This window comes from Bacillus silvicola (genome assembly GCF_050524305.1).
GTDB lineage: Bacteria > Bacillota > Bacilli > Bacillales > Bacillaceae_G > Bacillus_A > Bacillus_A cereus_AT.
Genome location: NZ_JBNGVC010000013.1, coordinates 1,185,001 through 1,202,500, shown reverse-complemented (window position 1 = coordinate 1,202,500; position 17,500 = coordinate 1,185,001). Strand labels below are relative to the sequence as shown.

Sequence of the window (17,500 nt, the reverse complement as noted above, 5' to 3'; positions counted from 1 at the left end):
GATATAAATAAATCCTGCAATTTGTATGGGCCTATAGCTCAGCTGGTTAGAGCGCACGCCTGATAAGCGTGAGGTCGATGGTTCGAGTCCATTTAGGCCCACCATACAACTTGGGGCCTTAGCTCAGCTGGGAGAGCGCCTGCCTTGCACGCAGGAGGTCAGCGGTTCGATCCCGCTAGGCTCCACCAAAAAGCTATTTTATATAGCAAATGGTATGTTCTTTGAAAACTAGATAACAGTGTAGCTCATATTTTTTAATTTTAGTTTGGTTAAGTTAGAAAGGGCGCACGGTGGATGCCTTGACACTAGGAGTCGATGAAGGACGGGACTAACGCCGATATGCTTCGGGGAGCTGTAAGTAAGCTTTGATCCGAAGATTTCCGAATGGGGAAACCCACTATACGTAATGGTATGGTATCCTTACCTGAATACATAGGGTATGGAAGACAGACCCAGGGAACTGAAACATCTAAGTACCTGGAGGAAGAGAAAGCAAATGCGATTTCCTGAGTAGCGGCGAGCGAAACGGAATCTAGCCCAAACCAAGAGGCTTGCCTCTTGGGGTTGTAGGACATTCTATACGGAGTTACAAAGGAACGAGGTAGACGAAGCGACCTGGAAAGGTCCGTCGTAGAGGGTAACAACCCCGTAGTCGAAACTTCGTTCTCTCTTGAATGTATCCTGAGTACGGCGGAACACGTGAAATTCCGGCGGAATCTGGGAGGACCATCTCCCAAGGCTAAATACTCCCTAGTGATCGATAGTGAACCAGTACCGTGAGGGAAAGGTGAAAAGCACCCCGGAAGGGGAGTGAAAGAGATCCTGAAACCGTGTGCCTACAAATAGTCAGAGCCCGTTAATGGGTGATGGCGTGCCTTTTGTAGAATGAACCGGCGAGTTACGATCCCGTGCAAGGTTAAGTTGAAGAGACGGAGCCGCAGCGAAAGCGAGTCTGAATAGGGCGTTTAGTACGTGGTCGTAGACCCGAAACCAGGTGATCTACCCATGTCCAGGGTGAAGTTCAGGTAACACTGAATGGAGGCCCGAACCCACGCACGTTGAAAAGTGCGGGGATGAGGTGTGGGTAGCGGAGAAATTCCAATCGAACCTGGAGATAGCTGGTTCTCCCCGAAATAGCTTTAGGGCTAGCCTTAAGTGTAAGAGTCTTGGAGGTAGAGCACTGATTGAACTAGGGGTCCTCATCGGATTACCGAATTCAGTCAAACTCCGAATGCCAATGACTTATCCTTAGGAGTCAGACTGCGAGTGATAAGATCCGTAGTCAAGAGGGAAACAGCCCAGATCGCCAGCTAAGGTCCCAAAGTGTGTATTAAGTGGAAAAGGATGTGGAGTTGCTTAGACAACTAGGATGTTGGCTTAGAAGCAGCCACCATTTAAAGAGTGCGTAATAGCTCACTAGTCGAGTGACTCTGCGCCGAAAATGTACCGGGGCTAAATACACCACCGAAGCTGCGAATTGATACCAATGGTATCAGTGGTAGGGGAGCGTTCTAAGTGCAGTGAAGTCAGACCGGAAGGACTGGTGGAGCGCTTAGAAGTGAGAATGCCGGTATGAGTAGCGAAAGACGGGTGAGAATCCCGTCCACCGAATGCCTAAGGTTTCCTGAGGAAGGCTCGTCCGCTCAGGGTTAGTCAGGACCTAAGCCGAGGCCGACAGGCGTAGGCGATGGACAACAGGTTGATATTCCTGTACCACCTCTTTATCGTTTGAGCAATGGAGGGACGCAGAAGGATAGAAGAAGCGTGCGATTGGTTGTGCACGTCCAAGCAGTTAGGCTGATAAGTAGGCAAATCCGCTTATCGTGAAGGCTGAGCTGTGATGGGGAAGCTCCTTATGGAGCGAAGTCTTTGATTCCCCGCTGCCAAGAAAAGCTTCTAGCGAGATAAAAGGTGCCTGTACCGCAAACCGACACAGGTAGGCGAGGAGAGAATCCTAAGGTGTGCGAGAGAACTCTGGTTAAGGAACTCGGCAAAATGACCCCGTAACTTCGGGAGAAGGGGTGCTTTCTTAACGGAAAGCCGCAGTGAATAGGCCCAAGCGACTGTTTAGCAAAAACACAGGTCTCTGCGAAGCCGTAAGGCGAAGTATAGGGGCTGACACCTGCCCGGTGCTGGAAGGTTAAGGAGAGGGGTTAGCGTAAGCGAAGCTCTGAACTGAAGCCCCAGTAAACGGCGGCCGTAACTATAACGGTCCTAAGGTAGCGAAATTCCTTGTCGGGTAAGTTCCGACCCGCACGAAAGGTGTAACGATTTGGGCACTGTCTCAACCAGAGACTCGGTGAAATTATAGTACCTGTGAAGATGCAGGTTACCCGCGACAGGACGGAAAGACCCCGTGGAGCTTTACTGTAGCCTGATATTGAATTTTGGTACAGTTTGTACAGGATAGGCGGGAGCCATTGAAACCGGAGCGCTAGCTTCGGTGGAGGCGCTGGTGGGATACCGCCCTGACTGTATTGAAATTCTAACCTACGGGTCTTATCGACCCGGGAGACAGTGTCAGGTGGGCAGTTTGACTGGGGCGGTCGCCTCCTAAAGTGTAACGGAGGCGCCCAAAGGTTCCCTCAGAATGGTTGGAAATCATTCGTAGAGTGCAAAGGCATAAGGGAGCTTGACTGCGAGACCTACAAGTCGAGCAGGGACGAAAGTCGGGCTTAGTGATCCGGTGGTTCCGCATGGAAGGGCCATCGCTCAACGGATAAAAGCTACCCCGGGGATAACAGGCTTATCTCCCCCAAGAGTCCACATCGACGGGGAGGTTTGGCACCTCGATGTCGGCTCATCGCATCCTGGGGCTGTAGTCGGTCCCAAGGGTTGGGCTGTTCGCCCATTAAAGCGGTACGCGAGCTGGGTTCAGAACGTCGTGAGACAGTTCGGTCCCTATCCGTCGTGGGCGTAGGAAATTTGAGAGGAGCTGTCCTTAGTACGAGAGGACCGGGATGGACGCACCGCTGGTGTACCAGTTGTTCTGCCAAGGGCATAGCTGGGTAGCTATGTGCGGAAGGGATAAGTGCTGAAAGCATCTAAGCATGAAGCCCCCCTCAAGATGAGATTTCCCATAGCGTAAGCTAGTAAGATCCCTGAAAGATGATCAGGTTGATAGGTTCGAGGTGGAAGCATGGTGACATGTGGAGCTGACGAATACTAATAGATCGAGGACTTAACCATATAATATGTAGCAATGTTATCTAGTTTTGAAGGAATATGCCTTCATAGTTTGGTGATGATGGCAGAGAGGTCACACCCGTTCCCATACCGAACACGGAAGTTAAGCTCTCTAGCGCCGATGGTAGTTGGGACCTTGTCCCTGTGAGAGTAGGACGTCGCCAAGCAACTAAAAACACAAGTCTTTTGACTTGTGTTTTTTTATTTCCCATGGAATAGGCTGGATTCTGTTAGTAAAAATGCTGAAATATAATACGGGATTTTTTGAGCCGAAATATTGAGAAACTGATAAATGAATGGATAATCTTCAGAACTGTAACTTCCAAGCAAGTCATACCACCAATCTGTTTCATATCTGGAGATCATGCTTAAATTATAGAGCAATAAGTAATGAACAAGGAGCTCAGGTAATACTGGCTTAGGATTTCTAGGATCGGTCGTAAGTGGTAAATAATAAGTATCAGTAAGATGTTCGTAGTATAAAGGGGTACTATACATAGGATTCCATGATTGAGTAGGTGCTGTAAAAAGCATAGTAGACTCATTAGTTTTCCCAGGTGCATGTTGTATTGATAAATGCTTACAAGTTGTTTCGATGTAACGAGAAAACCGCTCTTTAGTCATATGCAGTCGATCTAGTATGTTGGCTGAAAAGGAGAGCTCATTTTTAGTTGGTGAATCAATCTTATATAATGTTGTTCCTTTTTGGCTATAGCGAAATAAATTTTGTAATTCAGGAATTTTTCCCATTAGTTCTAGCATATTAAACTTTTCTGCTTCTAAGTGTTTCATGTGAAACAGTTGTTCTGCAGCATGAGAAAACAATCCATTTTTCTGTATTTTTACCTCGTCTTCTAAAAATTGATACCCTTGTTTTTTTCTTTTACGTGTTGTAACTCCATGCGCTAAAACGGTTGTTGATTCGGGATAGTTCGGATCAATCGTTAGTAAGCAAGCCTTAAACAGTTGACTAATCCCATAAAACAACAACATTGGCTGAATGGAAAATGGAGCTGTCTTATATAATTCATAATAATTTTTACCGTGTTCTAAGTAATAAATAAATGGATAACAATTTTCAAAACTTTTTTTTTCGGCATCTTGAATTGAGGATTTTTCATAACAACGGGCAAGATAATATTGTACATTTTGAGATGAAAAGAAGAAACTTAATTGCTGCCAAGTACAATGTGTTTGATGCATATATTACGCTCCTTTTATTGTCTAAAAATTCTAACATATATATACGTCCTTGACAGTATTTTAACCAATTGATAAGCTACTAATAATAATTTCTGGTATCATGGGGGGAACAATTATGTGGGAATCTAAATTTGTTAAAGAAGGTTTGACTTTTGATGATGTATTACTTGTACCAGCAAGGTCAGATATATTACCAAGAGAAGTAAGTGTTAAAACAGTTTTATCTGAAAGCTTACAGCTAAACATCCCGTTAATTAGTGCAGGAATGGATACAGTAACAGAAGCTGATATGGCCATTGCAATGGCTCGCCAAGGCGGTTTAGGAATTATTCATAAGAATATGTCTATTGAACAACAAGCAGAGCAGGTTGATAAGGTAAAACGCTCTGAAAGCGGCGTTATTTCAGATCCTTTCTTTTTAACTCCAGAACATCAAGTATACGATGCAGAACATCTTATGGGGAAATATCGTATTTCAGGTGTGCCAGTTGTAAATAATTTAGATGAGCGAAAATTAGTTGGTATTATTACAAACCGTGATATGCGTTTCATCCAAGACTACTCAATCAAAATTTCTGACGTAATGACAAAAGAACAGTTAATTACAGCTCCAGTTGGTACTACACTGGAAGAAGCTGAAAAGATCCTACAAAAGTATAAAATTGAAAAGCTCCCTCTTGTTGATAATAATGGTGTATTACAAGGGCTTATTACAATAAAAGATATTGAAAAAGTAATTGAATTCCCAAACTCTGCAAAAGATAAGCAAGGACGCTTATTAGTTGGAGCAGCAGTTGGTGTAACAGCGGATGCTATGCTTCGTATTGACGCATTAGTAAAAGCAAGCGTAGATGCAATTGTACTTGATACAGCTCATGGACATTCTCACGGTGTTATTGAAAAAGTAAAAGAAGTTCGTGCGAAATATCCATCATTAAACATTATCGCTGGAAATGTTGCTACAGCTGAAGCAACAAAAGCATTAATTGAAGCTGGTGCAAACGTTGTTAAAGTTGGTATTGGACCAGGTTCTATTTGTACAACACGCGTTGTAGCTGGCGTTGGTGTACCACAATTAACAGCAGTTTATGATTGTGCGACTGAAGCTCGTAAACACGGCATTCCAGTTATTGCAGATGGCGGTGTTAAGTACTCTGGTGATATGGTTAAAGCTTTAGCGGCAGGAGCACATGTTGTTATGTTAGGTAGTATGTTTGCTGGTGTAGCTGAAAGCCCTGGAGAAACTGAAATTTACCAAGGTCGTCAATTTAAAGTATACCGTGGAATGGGTTCTGTTGGAGCAATGGAAAAAGGAAGTAAAGATCGTTACTTCCAAGAAGGAAACAAAAAGCTTGTTCCAGAAGGTATTGAAGGACGAGTACCATATAAAGGACCTTTAGCAGATACAGTTCATCAATTAGTTGGTGGATTACGTGCAGGTATGGGATACTGCGGAGCACAAGATTTAGAATTCTTACGTGAGAATGCGCAATTTATTCGTATGTCGGGTGCTGGTTTACGTGAAAGCCATCCTCACCATGTGCAGATTACAAAAGAGGCTCCAAACTACTCATTATAATGTCTTATATGTAAATAGACGGAGATTTGATATCTCTGTCTATTTTTTTTTGATTATGTTAGAATAACGGTTATGTGAGTACATAGATATTGGGGGTAGCAAAAGTGAAAGGTATGTTTTGCAAAAGATTCATTGCGTTGGTAACAGTGCTTACAATAGCTTGTAGCATGCTTGTACCATATAGCAATGCATCAGCAGAAACAGGAGCCGCTTTAAACATTGAAGCAGGTGCGGCAATTTTAGTAGAAGCGAATTCTGGGAAGATTTTATATCAAAAAAATGCAGATGAGTTATTATCAATTGCTAGTATGACAAAAATGATGAGTGAATACCTAGTGAACGAGGCAGTTGCGAAAGGGAAACTAAAATGGGATCAAAAAGTTAAGGTTTCTGAATATGCGTATAACATTTCGCAAGATCGTTCATTATCGAATGTGCCTCTACGAAACGGTGAGTCTTATACAGTAAAAGAGTTATACGAAGCAATGGCAATTTATTCTGCTAATGGTGCAACAATAGCGCTAGCTGAAGCGGTTGCTGGAAAAGAAGTAGAATTTGTAAAAATGATGAATGATAAATCGAAAGAGTTTGGATTAAAAAATTATAAGTTTGTAAATTCTACAGGCTTAACGAACAAAGATTTAAAGGGACACCATCCTGAAGGGACAACTCCGGATGAAGAAAATAAAATGTCTGCGAGAGATGTAGCAATTCTAGCACAACGTCTTATTCAAGATTTCCCTAAAACATTAGACATAGCAAAAATTTCAAAAAAAGTATTCCGTGAAGGTACTCCGGATCGAATCGAAATGTCTAACTGGAACTGGATGTTAAAAGGGCTAATTAAGGAATATGAAGGCGTAGATGGCCTGAAAACAGGATCAACTCCAGAAGCAGGAGATTGTTTCACTGGTACGATTGAAAGAAATGGTATGCGTTTCATTTCTGTAGTTATTAAAACAAACTCTCATACAGCAAGATTTGATGAGACAAAGAAATTATATGATTATGGATTTGCTAATTTTGAAATGAAGAAAATGTATGAAAAAGGTTCTTCGGTCAAAGGAAAAGAAACAGTAAGAGTAGAAAATGCGAAAGATAAAGATGTAGCAGTTCAAATGAAACAAGCTGTTTCACTTCCAGTACCAAAAGGAAGTAAAGATGTTTATAAAACAGAATTTAAAGAAGGAAATAAGGGACAAGAAGCACCTATTAAAAAGGGAGGTTCACTTGGCCAAATGGTAATAACGCCGAAAGATGGTAATGATCCTGGATTTTTATCAGGAAAATCATTGCAAGTTGACCTTGTAACAAAATCTGAAGTAGAAGAAGCAGGTTGGTTTACACGTTCTATGCGCGGAATTGGTTCTTTCTTTGGTGGTATGTGGAATAGTGCTGTTGATACAGTAAAAGGTTGGTTTTAAAAGCTCCTCATTGTAGGAGCTTTTTCTTATTCCTATTTTTCATACCGACTTTATGAAAAAGTAGTGGACAAGCATCAGATAGTTAATGGTAGAATGTAAGAGTATTCTTAATTTTCTTCTTTAACGGGGAAAGCAATTCACCTAGGGGGGTTTTTGTACATGACAAATGTAACAGGGACAGAACGTGTAAAACGTGGAATGGCAGAAATGCAAAAAGGCGGCGTTATTATGGACGTAATTAACGCTGAGCAAGCAAGGATTGCAGAAGAGGCGGGCGCAGTTGCTGTTATGGCATTAGAGCGTGTACCTGCAGATATTCGTGCAGCAGGTGGCGTTTCTCGTATGGCAGATCCAACAATTGTTGAAGAAGTTATGGGTGCTGTGTCAATTCCGGTTATGGCAAAATGCCGTATCGGTCACCTTGTAGAAGCACGTGTATTAGAATCATTAGGGGTAGACTATATCGATGAGAGTGAAGTATTAACTCCTGCTGATGAAGTGTACCATTTAAATAAACGTGATTACACAGTTCCGTTTGTATGTGGTTGCCGTGATATCGGAGAAGCTGCACGTCGTATTGCAGAAGGTGCATCTATGCTTCGTACAAAAGGTGAGCCAGGAACAGGAAACATTGTAGAGGCAGTGCGTCATATGCGCCAAGTCAATGCAGAAATCCGTCAAGTTGCAAGTCTACGTGAAGATGAGTTAATGACATATGCAAAAAATACTGGTGCTCCTTATGAAGTACTACTTGAAATTAAACGCCTTGGTCGCTTACCAGTTGTAAACTTTGCAGCAGGTGGTGTAGCAACACCAGCAGATGCAGCGTTAATGATGCAACTTGGTGCTGATGGTGTATTCGTTGGATCTGGTATCTTCAAATCAGAGAACCCAGAGAAATTTGCACGTGCAATCGTTGAAGCAACGACTCACTATGAAGATTATGAACTAATTGCAAGCCTTTCTAAAGGATTAGGTAATGCAATGAAGGGTATCGAAATTTCAACGTTATTACCAGAACAACGCATGCAAGAGCGTGGATGGTAATTAAAGGAGATTCTTTAAAATGGTGAAAATCGGTGTACTAGGTCTTCAAGGTGCAGTTCGTGAGCATGTAAAATCAGTTGAAGCAAGTGGTGCAGAAGCTGTGGTTGTAAAGCGTATAGAACAACTTGAAGAGATTGATGGTCTTATTTTACCAGGCGGTGAAAGTACAACAATGCGCCGTCTTATTGATAAGTATGCTTTCATGGAGCCTCTTCGTACATTTGCGAAGTCTGGTAAACCAATGTTTGGTACATGTGCAGGTATGATTCTTCTTGCGAAAACACTTATTGGCTATGAAAAAGCACATATTGGTGCTATGGATATTACAGTTGAACGCAATGCGTTTGGACGCCAAAAAGATAGTTTTGAAGCCGCGCTTTCAATTAAAGGTGTGGGGGAAGACTTTACTGGTGTATTTATCCGTGCTCCATATGTTGTAGATGTGGCTGATAACGTTGAAGTACTTTCTAAGCATGGCGATCGAATGGTAGCGGTAAGACAAAATCAGTTTTTAGCTGCTTCATTCCATCCGGAATTAACGGATGATCATCGTGTAACAGCATACTTTGTCGAAATGGTAAAAGAAGCGAAAATGAAAAAAGTTGTATAAGTAACTTGCAACTTGTATAAGATTATAGTAAATTGATGGTAACAATTTTATAAAATAAGCGTGTTGATAGGAAGTAGTAACAGATGTCGTTTCTTATAGAGAGTCGATGGTTGGTGGAAATCGATAGAAACAGTTTGTGAATCCATCCTGGAATGGAATGTGGAATATCTTTGGATTAGTAAGCATTCCCGGTGAAGAGCCGTTATTTCTACTTGAGAGGAAAGCGGCAATGCTTTCAACTAGGGTGGCAACGCGGGTTAACTCCCGTCCCTTTGTATAGGGACGGGAGTTTTTTGTGTTTTATAAAATAAAAGGAGGAGTATATAATGCTTGATATTAAATTTTTACGTACGAATTTTGAAGAAGTAAAAGCAAAATTACAGCATAGAGGCGAAGATTTAACAGATTTTGGTCGCTTTGAGGAACTTGATACGAGAAGAAGAGAGCTACTTGTTCAAACAGAAGAACTAAAAAGTAAACGTAACGAAGTATCTCAACAAATTTCAGTATTAAAGCGTGAAAAGAAAGATGCGGAAGCTCTAATTCTAGAAATGCGTGAAGTTGGGGAAAAAGTAAAAGATCTTGATAATGAGCTTCGTACAGTTGAAGAAGATTTAGAGAGATTAATGCTATCTATCCCAAATATCCCTCATGAATCTGCTCCAGTAGGTGAAACAGAAGATGATAACGTAGTAGCACGTAATTGGGGAGAAGTGAAAGAATTTACTTTTGAGCCAAAACCACATTGGGATCTTGCTACAGATTTAGGGATTTTAGATTTTGAACGTGCTGGGAAAGTAACAGGAAGCCGATTTGTATTTTACAAAGGTGCTGGTGCAAGATTAGAGCGTGCTTTAATTAGTTTCATGCTTGATCTTCATACTGATGAGCATGGATATGAGGAAGTATTACCTCCTTATATGGTAAACCGTGCAAGTATGACAGGAACAGGGCAACTTCCAAAGTTTGAAGAAGATGCATTCCGTATTGAAAGCGAAGATTATTTCTTAATCCCTACAGCTGAAGTACCTGTAACGAATATGCATCGTGATGAGATTTTAAGTAAAGAGCAATTACCGATACGATATGCTGCATTTAGCTCTTGCTTCCGTTCTGAAGCAGGTTCTGCTGGTCGCGATACACGTGGTTTAATTCGCCAACATCAATTTAATAAAGTAGAGCTTGTGAAGTTCGTAAAACCAGAAGATTCTTATGAAGAGTTAGAAAAATTAACAAATGATGCAGAACGCGTGTTACAATTATTAGAGTTGCCATATCGCGTTATGAGCATGTGCACAGGCGATTTAGGATTTACAGCAGCGAAAAAATACGATATTGAAGTATGGATTCCAAGCTATGGCACATATCGTGAAATTTCTTCTTGTAGTAATTTTGAAGCTTTCCAAGCGAGACGTGCAAATATCCGTTTCCGTCGTGAGCCAAACGGAAAACCAGAACATGTTCATACATTAAATGGATCTGGTCTTGCAATTGGACGTACGGTTGCAGCTATTTTAGAGAACTACCAGCAAGAAGATGGTACAATTATAATTCCAGAAGTTCTTCGCCCTTATATGGGAGGAAAAACAGTTATTAAGTAAATTTAAACATTCATCGGTATGAGTGATTGGTAATTATGAGCGTTGTCATTACTATAATGTAGGAGAGGGAAAGTAAAATTTTCCTTTCCTCATAATTTATTTTAGTAGGGTTGACTAACTGTTTTTCTTTTGATATTATATTTGATGTCAATATGGAGGTATACCCAAGTCTGGCTGAAGGGATCGGTCTTGAAAACCGACAGGCGGCGAGAGTCGCGCGGGGGTTCGAATCCCTCTACCTCCTCCAGATATAATTGACAACAGCGCATATAAGTGGAGATTGGAGAACTCGTTACCAACACGTAACGAGTTTTTATTTTAAAACCAATCATAAAGTATGGTGTAAGGCGATTTTGTCCTTATTACACACTCATATTCCGATGATTATCTTCATAGATATGAAAGGAGTCAACATGGATCTTATTATACAAACGTTTCCTTTAGATGGAAAAACTTTATATTATGTACAATGTCCGGTCTGTAAGAACAATAGAATTTTAAACAGTGGTGCAAACGTGTCACGCATTATAAGCGATGATACATTCCGTAAACTTTGTGGTTGTACTTGTGACGTAAAACAAGTTGCGAGTAAAGTAGAGGTACCAAAAAAGGTTGAAAAATCAGCTGTAAAGAAAGAAGCAGCTCCAAAACGTACAGGTAAAGTATTAACAGCAGTAATTAACGGGAAAGAAATGACTGTTAAAGAGATTGCTGAAACATATGATATTAGTACGAGTACTGTTCGTCAGCGTATTAACGCTGGAAAACCTGAGAGTGAAATTATTGCTCCAACAAAGAAAAAGTAATTTAATAGAAAAACCCGTGCATATGCACGGGTTTTTTATTTTACAAGTTTACGTGTTTGTTTTAAAAAATGGCCGATTTTTTTAATGATTGGTTCGATTGAATCGCCATCTTTTAAAATATCGTATTCATTAATGTTTAGTCGTAAAACAGGGCATGAGTTAAAGTCATTAATCCAATTTTCGTAACGTCCATGCATCTCTTTCCAATACTCAATTGGTGTTTGTTGTTCCATTGGACGTCCTCGTTCTTGGATACGGTCGACAATATCATCGAAAGAACCTTCTAAATAAATTAATAAGTCTGGATGTGGGAAGTAAGGAGTCATGACCATAGCATCAAATAAACCTTTGTATGTTTCATAATCAGTTTCTGTCATTGTACCCTTTTCGTGATGCATTTTTGCAAAAATACCAGTGTCCTCATAAATAGAACGGTCTTGGACAAAACCGCCACCATATTCAAAAATTCTTTTTTGTTCTTTAAATCGTTCTGCTAAAAAATATACTTGTAAGTGAAAGCTCCAGCGTGTGAAATCAGCATAGAACTTGTCCAAATATGGATTGGAATCTACTTTTTCGAAAGATGTACGATAACCTAAAGCGTTAGCTAATGCAGTTGTCATAGTTGATTTACCGACACCTACTGTTCCAGCAATAGTGATAACTGCATCATTTGGTATATCATATTTTTGCCTTAAATTCATTATTATTTCGACTCCTTCAAGAGAGTATTTTGAAGAGTGGATAAGATGACATTTAAATCATCAGGATTTCTTACAAAATCCATATCGTCTCCGTTAAACTTCAATACTGGAATATCTGGATGGTCCTTTTTGAAAGCATCCATTGCTGTTTCGTAATCTTTTGTAAGCTGTAGCAAATAATTTGGATCCATATTTTTTTCGAATTCTCTTCCGCGCATCGCAATTCGTTTTTGTAATGTTTCTAGGCTCGCTGTTAAATAAACGATGACATTTGGTACAGGCATATCTTGAGTAAGGATACGATAAATTTGCATGTACTTGTCATATTGAGCATCTTTTAATGTACGGGATGCAAAAATTAAATTTTTGAATATATGATAATCTGCTACTACAGGCTTCCTTTGATCCAAATACTTTATGTTAATATCCTCTAGTTGTTTGTATCTATTACAAAGAAAGAACATCTCTGTTTGAAAACTCCATTCGTCGATGTCTTCGTAGAATTTTCCTAAAAAAGGATTTTCATCAACAATCTCTTTTAGTAAGTGGAGTTGCATGTGAGTTGAAATTTCCTTCGCAAGTGAAGTTTTTCCAACACCAATTGGTCCTTCAACCGTGATAAATGGTACTCCGGTCACGCTGTTTCCTCCTTTCAATCAGTGATTTACCGTGACTACTAAAAACACAAAACAGAATTATTGTAGCACAAGAGGGAAGCGAGCGGGTTAATTTGATATAAAAAGTTAGAAAATAGATATATGTATTAATTAATTTTTATTTGAGATGATGGTACTATATTTGCTTTTAATGTGGCTTCCATTATTTTTAAAGCATGCAGGTTATCCTGATCATGATTAGAGGCAATACAGTCCTGTGGTACATACAGTGTATAATTTCTCATATGAGCATCGTTAGCTGTAAAGAGGATACATATATTCCCGGCGACGCCTGTTAATATTAGATTTTCTATTTTTAAATAGCCTAATAAAGAATTTAAAGGTGTTTCATAAAAAGCAGAGTAATGTGGTTTAATAAAAATGTAATCATCAGAATTTGGAGCAATCTTATGAATGATATTTTCACTATACTCATTTGTACAATGAGTAATTAGTTGGTCAATATCAGATCTCCAAAGTTGATAATGGTCATTAATATAAATTATGGGGTAGCCAAAGGATTTCATTGTTTTTTTTAATTGTAAAATAGGATTTGTTATAATTTCGCATTTTTTGGCCAGGATGGGTCCGTGTGAAAATTGAAAGTCATTAATCATATCGATAATGAGTAAGGCAGTATTCTTCATATGTAATCCCCTCTCTTTTTTCTTAGGGTGGATTGAATTTGTAAAAGTTATCCCATGTGTAGTAAATGGAAATAAGTGTACTTTATTTGTAATGAAAGGACTATGGTATGGAACACGATCAAGATATTTATTTTATGCAGCTAGCAATAGAAGAGGCTAAAAAGGCAGAGGCAATACAAGAAGTACCGATTGGTGCAGTTATAGTGTTAGATGGTGAAGTAATTAGTGTTGCTCATAATTTAAGGGAAACTGAGCAAAGATCAATAGCTCACGCTGAGTTGTTAGCTATTGATGAGGCGTGCAAAAAATTAGGGACATGGCGCTTAGAAGATGCAACGTTATATGTAACATTAGAACCTTGTCCAATGTGTGCAGGTGGAATTGTATTATCACGCGTAAAAAGGGTTGTATATGGTGCGAGCGATCCGAAAGGTGGATGTGCAGGTACATTAATGAATCTTTTAACCGATGAGCGTTTTAATCATCAATGCGAAGTGGTGGCTGGTGTACTAGAAGAAGAATGTGGTACGTTGTTAACGAATTTTTTTAGGGAGCTTCGTAAGAAAAGAAAAGAAGCGAAAAAATTAGAGAAAAGTAATACGAACTAACGTATTTGCATTTTGTAAAAAAACAAGTTATACTGATAATGCCTTTAATGAAGGCAACCGAATATTGGTTTTAACTTTGCCGTGCTAAGCGGGGAGGTAGCGGTGCCCTATACTCGCAATCCGCTCTAGCGAGGCCGAATCCCTTCTCGAGGTTATGTTGCTGTAAGGTCTGCCTTAAGTAAGTGGTGTTGACGTTTGGGTCCTGCGCAACGGGACCCCGTGAACCTTGTCAGGTCCGGAAGGAAGCAGCAATAAGCGGGTCTTCTCGTGTGCCGCAGGAGTGCCTGAACCGAGCTAACTGCTTAAGTAACGCTTATGGTACGTAATCGACAGAAGGTGCACGGCAGTTATATATGTATACAAAACTCACCTTAATACTAAGGTGGGTTTTTTGTATAGAAAATAACTTTTGGAATCTATAAACAGAATGGGTTATAATAAATGAGATAATAACCTTTGAGGGAGGCCGTATTTTCGTGTCATACCAAGCGTTATACCGAACATGGAGACCGCAAAAGTTTGGAGATGTAGTCGGTCAAAAGCACGTGACAAAAACGTTGCAAAATGCCCTTCTTCAAGAGAAAGTTTCACATGCTTATGTATTTTCTGGTCCAAGGGGAACAGGGAAAACAACAATTGCAAAAGTATTTGCAAAAGCAATTAACTGTGAACATGCTCCGGTAGCTGAACCTTGTAATGAATGTCCTTCTTGTTTAGGAATTACACAAGGATCTATTTCAGATGTATTAGAAATTGATGCGGCTTCAAATAACGGTGTAGATGAAATTCGAGATATAAGAGATAAAGTAAAATATGCTCCAAGTGCTGTGAAATATAAAGTATACATTATTGATGAAGTCCACATGCTTTCTATGGGTGCCTTTAACGCACTTTTAAAAACGTTAGAGGAGCCGCCAGGACATGTTATCTTTATTTTGGCGACAACAGAGCCACATAAGATTCCACCGACAATCATTTCACGTTGTCAACGCTTTGAATTTCGAAAAATATCAGTAAATGATATCGTAGAGAGATTATCTACGGTTGTGACGAATGAAGGTACACAAGTAGAAGATGAAGCGTTACAAATCGTCGCACGTGCCGCTGAAGGTGGTATGCGTGATGCATTAAGTCTGATTGACCAAGCGATTTCTTATAGTGATGAGACTGTGACGAGTGAAGATGTTTTAGCCGTAACGGGTTCTGTTTCTCAACAATACTTAGGTAACTTAGTAGAATGTATACGTGAAAATGATGTATCAAGAGCGTTACGTATTATAGATGAAATGATGAGTAAGGGGAAAGATCCAGTTCGCTTTATGGAGGATTTCATTTACTACTATCGTGATATGCTTTTATATCAAACTTCACCACAATTAGAACATATGTTGGAAAGGGTAATTGTAGATGATCAATTCCGTACATTAAGTGAAGAAATGCAACCGGAAGTAATCTATGAAATTATTCATACCCTTAGTAAGGGACAACAGGAGATGAAGTGGACAAACCATCCACGAATTTTCTTAGAAGTTGTTATGGTGCAATTGTGTCAGCAATTTATGATGCAGGCAAATGGTGCAGATCGTTTGCAAGCAATTATGAACAGGATGCAGCAATTGGAGAAAGAGTTAGAGCAAGTTAAAAAGAATGGTGTGCCAGCTGGTGTACAGCAGGAAGTAAGAGAGACGCGTGCGACACCAAAACCGGTACGAACAGGAAGTATGAAAATTCCTGTTGGACGCGTGAATGAAGTGTTAAAGCAAGCGAAGCGTCAAGATTTAGAACAGTTAAAAGCTGTATGGGGCGAGTTGTTAGGAAGACTCAAGTCATATAACAAAGTAGCATTTGCTGTTTTATTAGAAAATAGTGAGCCAGTAGCAGCTTCAGATGATACCTATGTGTTAGCATTTCAATATGAAATCCATTGTAAAATGGCAAGTGAAAATCGAGAAGCGATGGATACATTGGAACAGACTCTTTTTGAATTGCTAAGTAAAAGGTTAAACATGATTGCTATCCCAAAAAGTGAATGGGGTAAAATTCGCGAAGACTTTTTACAACGCGAAGGCGGGGATTCTGAAGAAAGCCCAGAACAAAAAGAAGACCCTCTTATAGAAGAAGCTGTAAAATTAGTAGGGCAAGAACTTATCGAAATAAAAGAGTAATAATTAGGAGGAATTAATTATGATGCGTGGCGGAATGGGAAATATGAATAACATGATGAAACAAATGCAAAAGATGCAAAAGGACATGGCAAAGGCGCAAGAAGAGCTTGGTGAAAAAACAGTTGAAGGTACAGCTGGTGGCGGAATGATTACTGTTATTGCAAATGGTCATAAGCAAGTTCTTGAAGTGAAAATTAAAGAAGAAGTTGTAGATCCAGAAGATATCGAAATGTTACAAGACTTAGTATTAGCTGCAACGAACGATGCGCTTAAAAAAGCTGACGAACTTTCAAATTCTACAATGGGTAAATTTACAAAAGGCTTAAACTTACCAGGTGGAATGTTCTAGGAGGATATTGATATATGCATTATCCAGAACCGATATCAAAATTAATTGATAGTTTTATGAAATTGCCAGGAATCGGACCGAAAACAGCGGTTCGACTGGCGTTCTTCGTGTTAGATATGAAAGAAGATGATGTGTTAGGTTTTGCGAAAGCACTTGTGAATGCGAAGCGAGATTTAGCGTATTGTTCTGTATGTGGGCATATCACTGACCGTGATCCTTGTTATATTTGTGACGATTCGCATAGAGATCAATCGGTTGTTTGTGTAGTACAAGAGCCGAAAGATGTAATTGCCATGGAAAAAATGAAAGAGTATCAAGGTGTATATCATGTGTTACGTGGTGCGATTTCTCCAATGGAGGGAATTGGACCGGAAGACATTAATATTCCACAACTCTTAAAGCGACTGCAAGATGAAACGGTACAAGAAGTGATATTAGCAACAAATCCTAATATTGAAGGGGAAGCTACAGCGATGTATATATCCCGCCTCTTAAAGCCTACAGGTATTAAAGTAACTCGTATTGCACACGGTCTACCAGTTGGTGGAGATTTAGAATATGCAGATGAAGTGACACTGTCGAAAGCGCTAGAAGGCCGCAGAGAAGTATAAGAGGAGAAACAAAAATGTTCTTTCAAAAAAAGGGTAAATTGCGTAAAGAGTACGATGATAAGTTAATTGTACTATTGGAAAAAGTGAAGAATGAATGGTTACGACAGAAGAGAATGGTTGAACAAAGTGTAGAACCATCTCCAGATGTACTTTGTTCTTTGAAAATAGCAGAGGCGAAATATTTCTTCTTGTTAAAAGAAGCGAAGCGTCGTCCTGTGAAGATGGAACAATGGTAAAAAGGTCCTGCTTATTGTGAAGTGACCCCTAAAAGTTAGACATGGTTATTTCATTAGGCAGCGTTTTG

At 39.8% G+C, this 17,500-nt stretch carries 16 protein-coding genes, 3 tRNA genes, 2 rRNA genes, 1 other RNA gene and 1 other annotated feature (1 of these 23 cut by a window edge); of the genes, 17 read left to right on the top strand and 5 right to left on the bottom strand.

Annotated features, from left to right (window positions below; genetic code table 11):
- Positions 1–27 precede the first annotated feature (27 nt).
- The 4 genes from ACP6L7_RS28405 to rrf all read left to right on the top strand — a co-directional run bounded on the left by ACP6L7_RS28405 (position 28) and on the right by rrf (position 3,353).
- Positions 28–104 (top strand) — tRNA-Ile (locus tag ACP6L7_RS28405).
- Between the two features lie 8 nt (positions 105–112).
- Positions 113–188: transfer RNA gene (locus ACP6L7_RS28400), tRNA-Ala, on the top strand.
- A gap of 79 nt (positions 189–267) precedes the next feature.
- A 23S ribosomal RNA gene (locus tag ACP6L7_RS28395) occupies positions 268–3,189 on the top strand.
- A 48-nt stretch (positions 3,190–3,237) separates the two neighbouring features.
- A 5S ribosomal RNA gene (rrf, locus tag ACP6L7_RS28390) occupies positions 3,238–3,353 on the top strand.
- Between the two features lie 34 nt (positions 3,354–3,387).
- On the opposite strand, the gene ACP6L7_RS28385 is transcribed toward rrf, so the two are convergent.
- Positions 3,388–4,389 carry a YaaC family protein gene (locus tag ACP6L7_RS28385; protein ID WP_097833386.1) on the bottom strand — a complete coding sequence of 334 codons (1,002 nt, stop codon included), beginning with the start codon at positions 4,387–4,389 and terminating at the stop codon, positions 3,388–3,390.
- A gap of 115 nt (positions 4,390–4,504) precedes the next feature.
- On the opposite strand from ACP6L7_RS28385, the gene guaB reads away from it, so the two are divergent.
- The 7 genes from guaB (at position 4,505) to ACP6L7_RS28350 (ending at position 11,456) form a co-directional block, all read left to right on the top strand.
- Complete coding sequence (gene guaB, locus ACP6L7_RS28380; protein ID WP_000264087.1) at positions 4,505–5,968, top strand: IMP dehydrogenase; 1,464 nt, start codon at positions 4,505–4,507, stop codon at positions 5,966–5,968.
- Between the two features lie 113 nt (positions 5,969–6,081).
- Entirely contained in the window at positions 6,082–7,392 is a 1,311-nt protein-coding gene (locus ACP6L7_RS28375; RefSeq protein ID WP_176539500.1) for a D-alanyl-D-alanine carboxypeptidase family protein, read from the top strand.
- Positions 7,393–7,551: 159 nt separating this feature from the next.
- Positions 7,552–8,439: a pyridoxal 5'-phosphate synthase lyase subunit PdxS gene (pdxS, locus tag ACP6L7_RS28370; protein WP_000186161.1), complete on the top strand. Its 888-nt coding sequence runs from the start codon at positions 7,552–7,554 to the stop codon at positions 8,437–8,439.
- Between the two features lie 19 nt (positions 8,440–8,458).
- Positions 8,459–9,049 (top strand): pyridoxal 5'-phosphate synthase glutaminase subunit PdxT, encoded by a 591-nt coding sequence (gene pdxT, locus ACP6L7_RS28365; protein WP_097833384.1) that lies wholly within the window; start codon positions 8,459–8,461, stop codon positions 9,047–9,049.
- Positions 9,050–9,103: 54 nt separating this feature from the next.
- Positions 9,104–9,324: a binding site (T-box leader), on the top strand.
- Positions 9,325–9,375: 51 nt separating this feature from the next.
- Positions 9,376–10,650, top strand: a complete 1,275-nt coding sequence (serS, locus tag ACP6L7_RS28360) for a serine--tRNA ligase (RefSeq protein WP_000884178.1) — start codon at positions 9,376–9,378, stop codon at positions 10,648–10,650.
- 154 nt (positions 10,651–10,804) lie between these two features.
- Positions 10,805–10,897, top strand: a tRNA-Ser gene (locus tag ACP6L7_RS28355).
- Positions 10,898–11,063: 166 nt separating this feature from the next.
- Complete coding sequence (locus ACP6L7_RS28350; RefSeq protein WP_141533592.1) at positions 11,064–11,456, top strand: sigma factor-like helix-turn-helix DNA-binding protein; 393 nt, start codon at positions 11,064–11,066, stop codon at positions 11,454–11,456.
- A 35-nt stretch (positions 11,457–11,491) separates the two neighbouring features.
- On the opposite strand, the gene ACP6L7_RS28345 is transcribed toward ACP6L7_RS28350, so the two are convergent.
- From ACP6L7_RS28345 to ACP6L7_RS28335, 3 genes are all read right to left on the bottom strand, one after another.
- Positions 11,492–12,160 carry a deoxynucleoside kinase gene (locus ACP6L7_RS28345; RefSeq protein ID WP_001053582.1) on the bottom strand — a complete coding sequence of 223 codons (669 nt, stop codon included), beginning with the start codon at positions 12,158–12,160 and terminating at the stop codon, positions 11,492–11,494.
- Positions 12,161–12,162: 2 nt separating this feature from the next.
- Entirely contained in the window at positions 12,163–12,798 is a 636-nt protein-coding gene (locus tag ACP6L7_RS28340; protein WP_097833382.1) for a deoxynucleoside kinase, read from the bottom strand.
- Positions 12,799–12,923: 125 nt separating this feature from the next.
- Complete coding sequence (locus tag ACP6L7_RS28335; protein WP_097833381.1) at positions 12,924–13,463, bottom strand: cysteine hydrolase family protein; 540 nt, start codon at positions 13,461–13,463, stop codon at positions 12,924–12,926.
- Positions 13,464–13,570: 107 nt separating this feature from the next.
- Here ACP6L7_RS28335 and tadA point away from each other — a divergent pair, with 107 nt between their 5' ends.
- From tadA to ACP6L7_RS28305, 6 genes are all read left to right on the top strand, one after another.
- Positions 13,571–14,071 (top strand): tRNA adenosine(34) deaminase TadA, encoded by a 501-nt coding sequence (gene tadA / locus ACP6L7_RS28330; RefSeq protein ID WP_071744327.1) that lies wholly within the window; start codon positions 13,571–13,573, stop codon positions 14,069–14,071.
- Between the two features lie 79 nt (positions 14,072–14,150).
- An RNA gene (ffs, locus tag ACP6L7_RS28325) (signal recognition particle sRNA large type) lies at positions 14,151–14,415 on the top strand.
- Between the two features lie 132 nt (positions 14,416–14,547).
- On the top strand, positions 14,548–16,236 hold the full coding sequence (dnaX, locus tag ACP6L7_RS28320) for a DNA polymerase III subunit gamma/tau (RefSeq protein WP_097833379.1): 1,689 nt from the start codon (positions 14,548–14,550) through the stop codon (positions 16,234–16,236).
- Between the two features lie 22 nt (positions 16,237–16,258).
- Positions 16,259–16,585, top strand: a complete 327-nt coding sequence (locus ACP6L7_RS28315; RefSeq protein ID WP_170956690.1) for a YbaB/EbfC family nucleoid-associated protein — start codon at positions 16,259–16,261, stop codon at positions 16,583–16,585.
- A 14-nt stretch (positions 16,586–16,599) separates the two neighbouring features.
- Entirely contained in the window at positions 16,600–17,196 is a 597-nt protein-coding gene (gene recR / locus ACP6L7_RS28310; protein ID WP_000559165.1) for a recombination protein RecR, read from the top strand.
- A gap of 14 nt (positions 17,197–17,210) precedes the next feature.
- Positions 17,211–17,432: a YaaL family protein gene (locus ACP6L7_RS28305; RefSeq protein ID WP_071744325.1), complete on the top strand. Its 222-nt coding sequence runs from the start codon at positions 17,211–17,213 to the stop codon at positions 17,430–17,432.
- Positions 17,433–17,485: 53 nt separating this feature from the next.
- Here ACP6L7_RS28305 and ACP6L7_RS28300 read toward each other — a convergent pair.
- Positions 17,486–17,500 (bottom strand): IS3 family transposase gene (locus ACP6L7_RS28300; protein ID WP_430528870.1); it runs 1,346 nt beyond the window's last position. Within the gene, positions 17,486–17,500 belong to an annotated coding region that runs on past the window's edge; the region does not span the whole gene.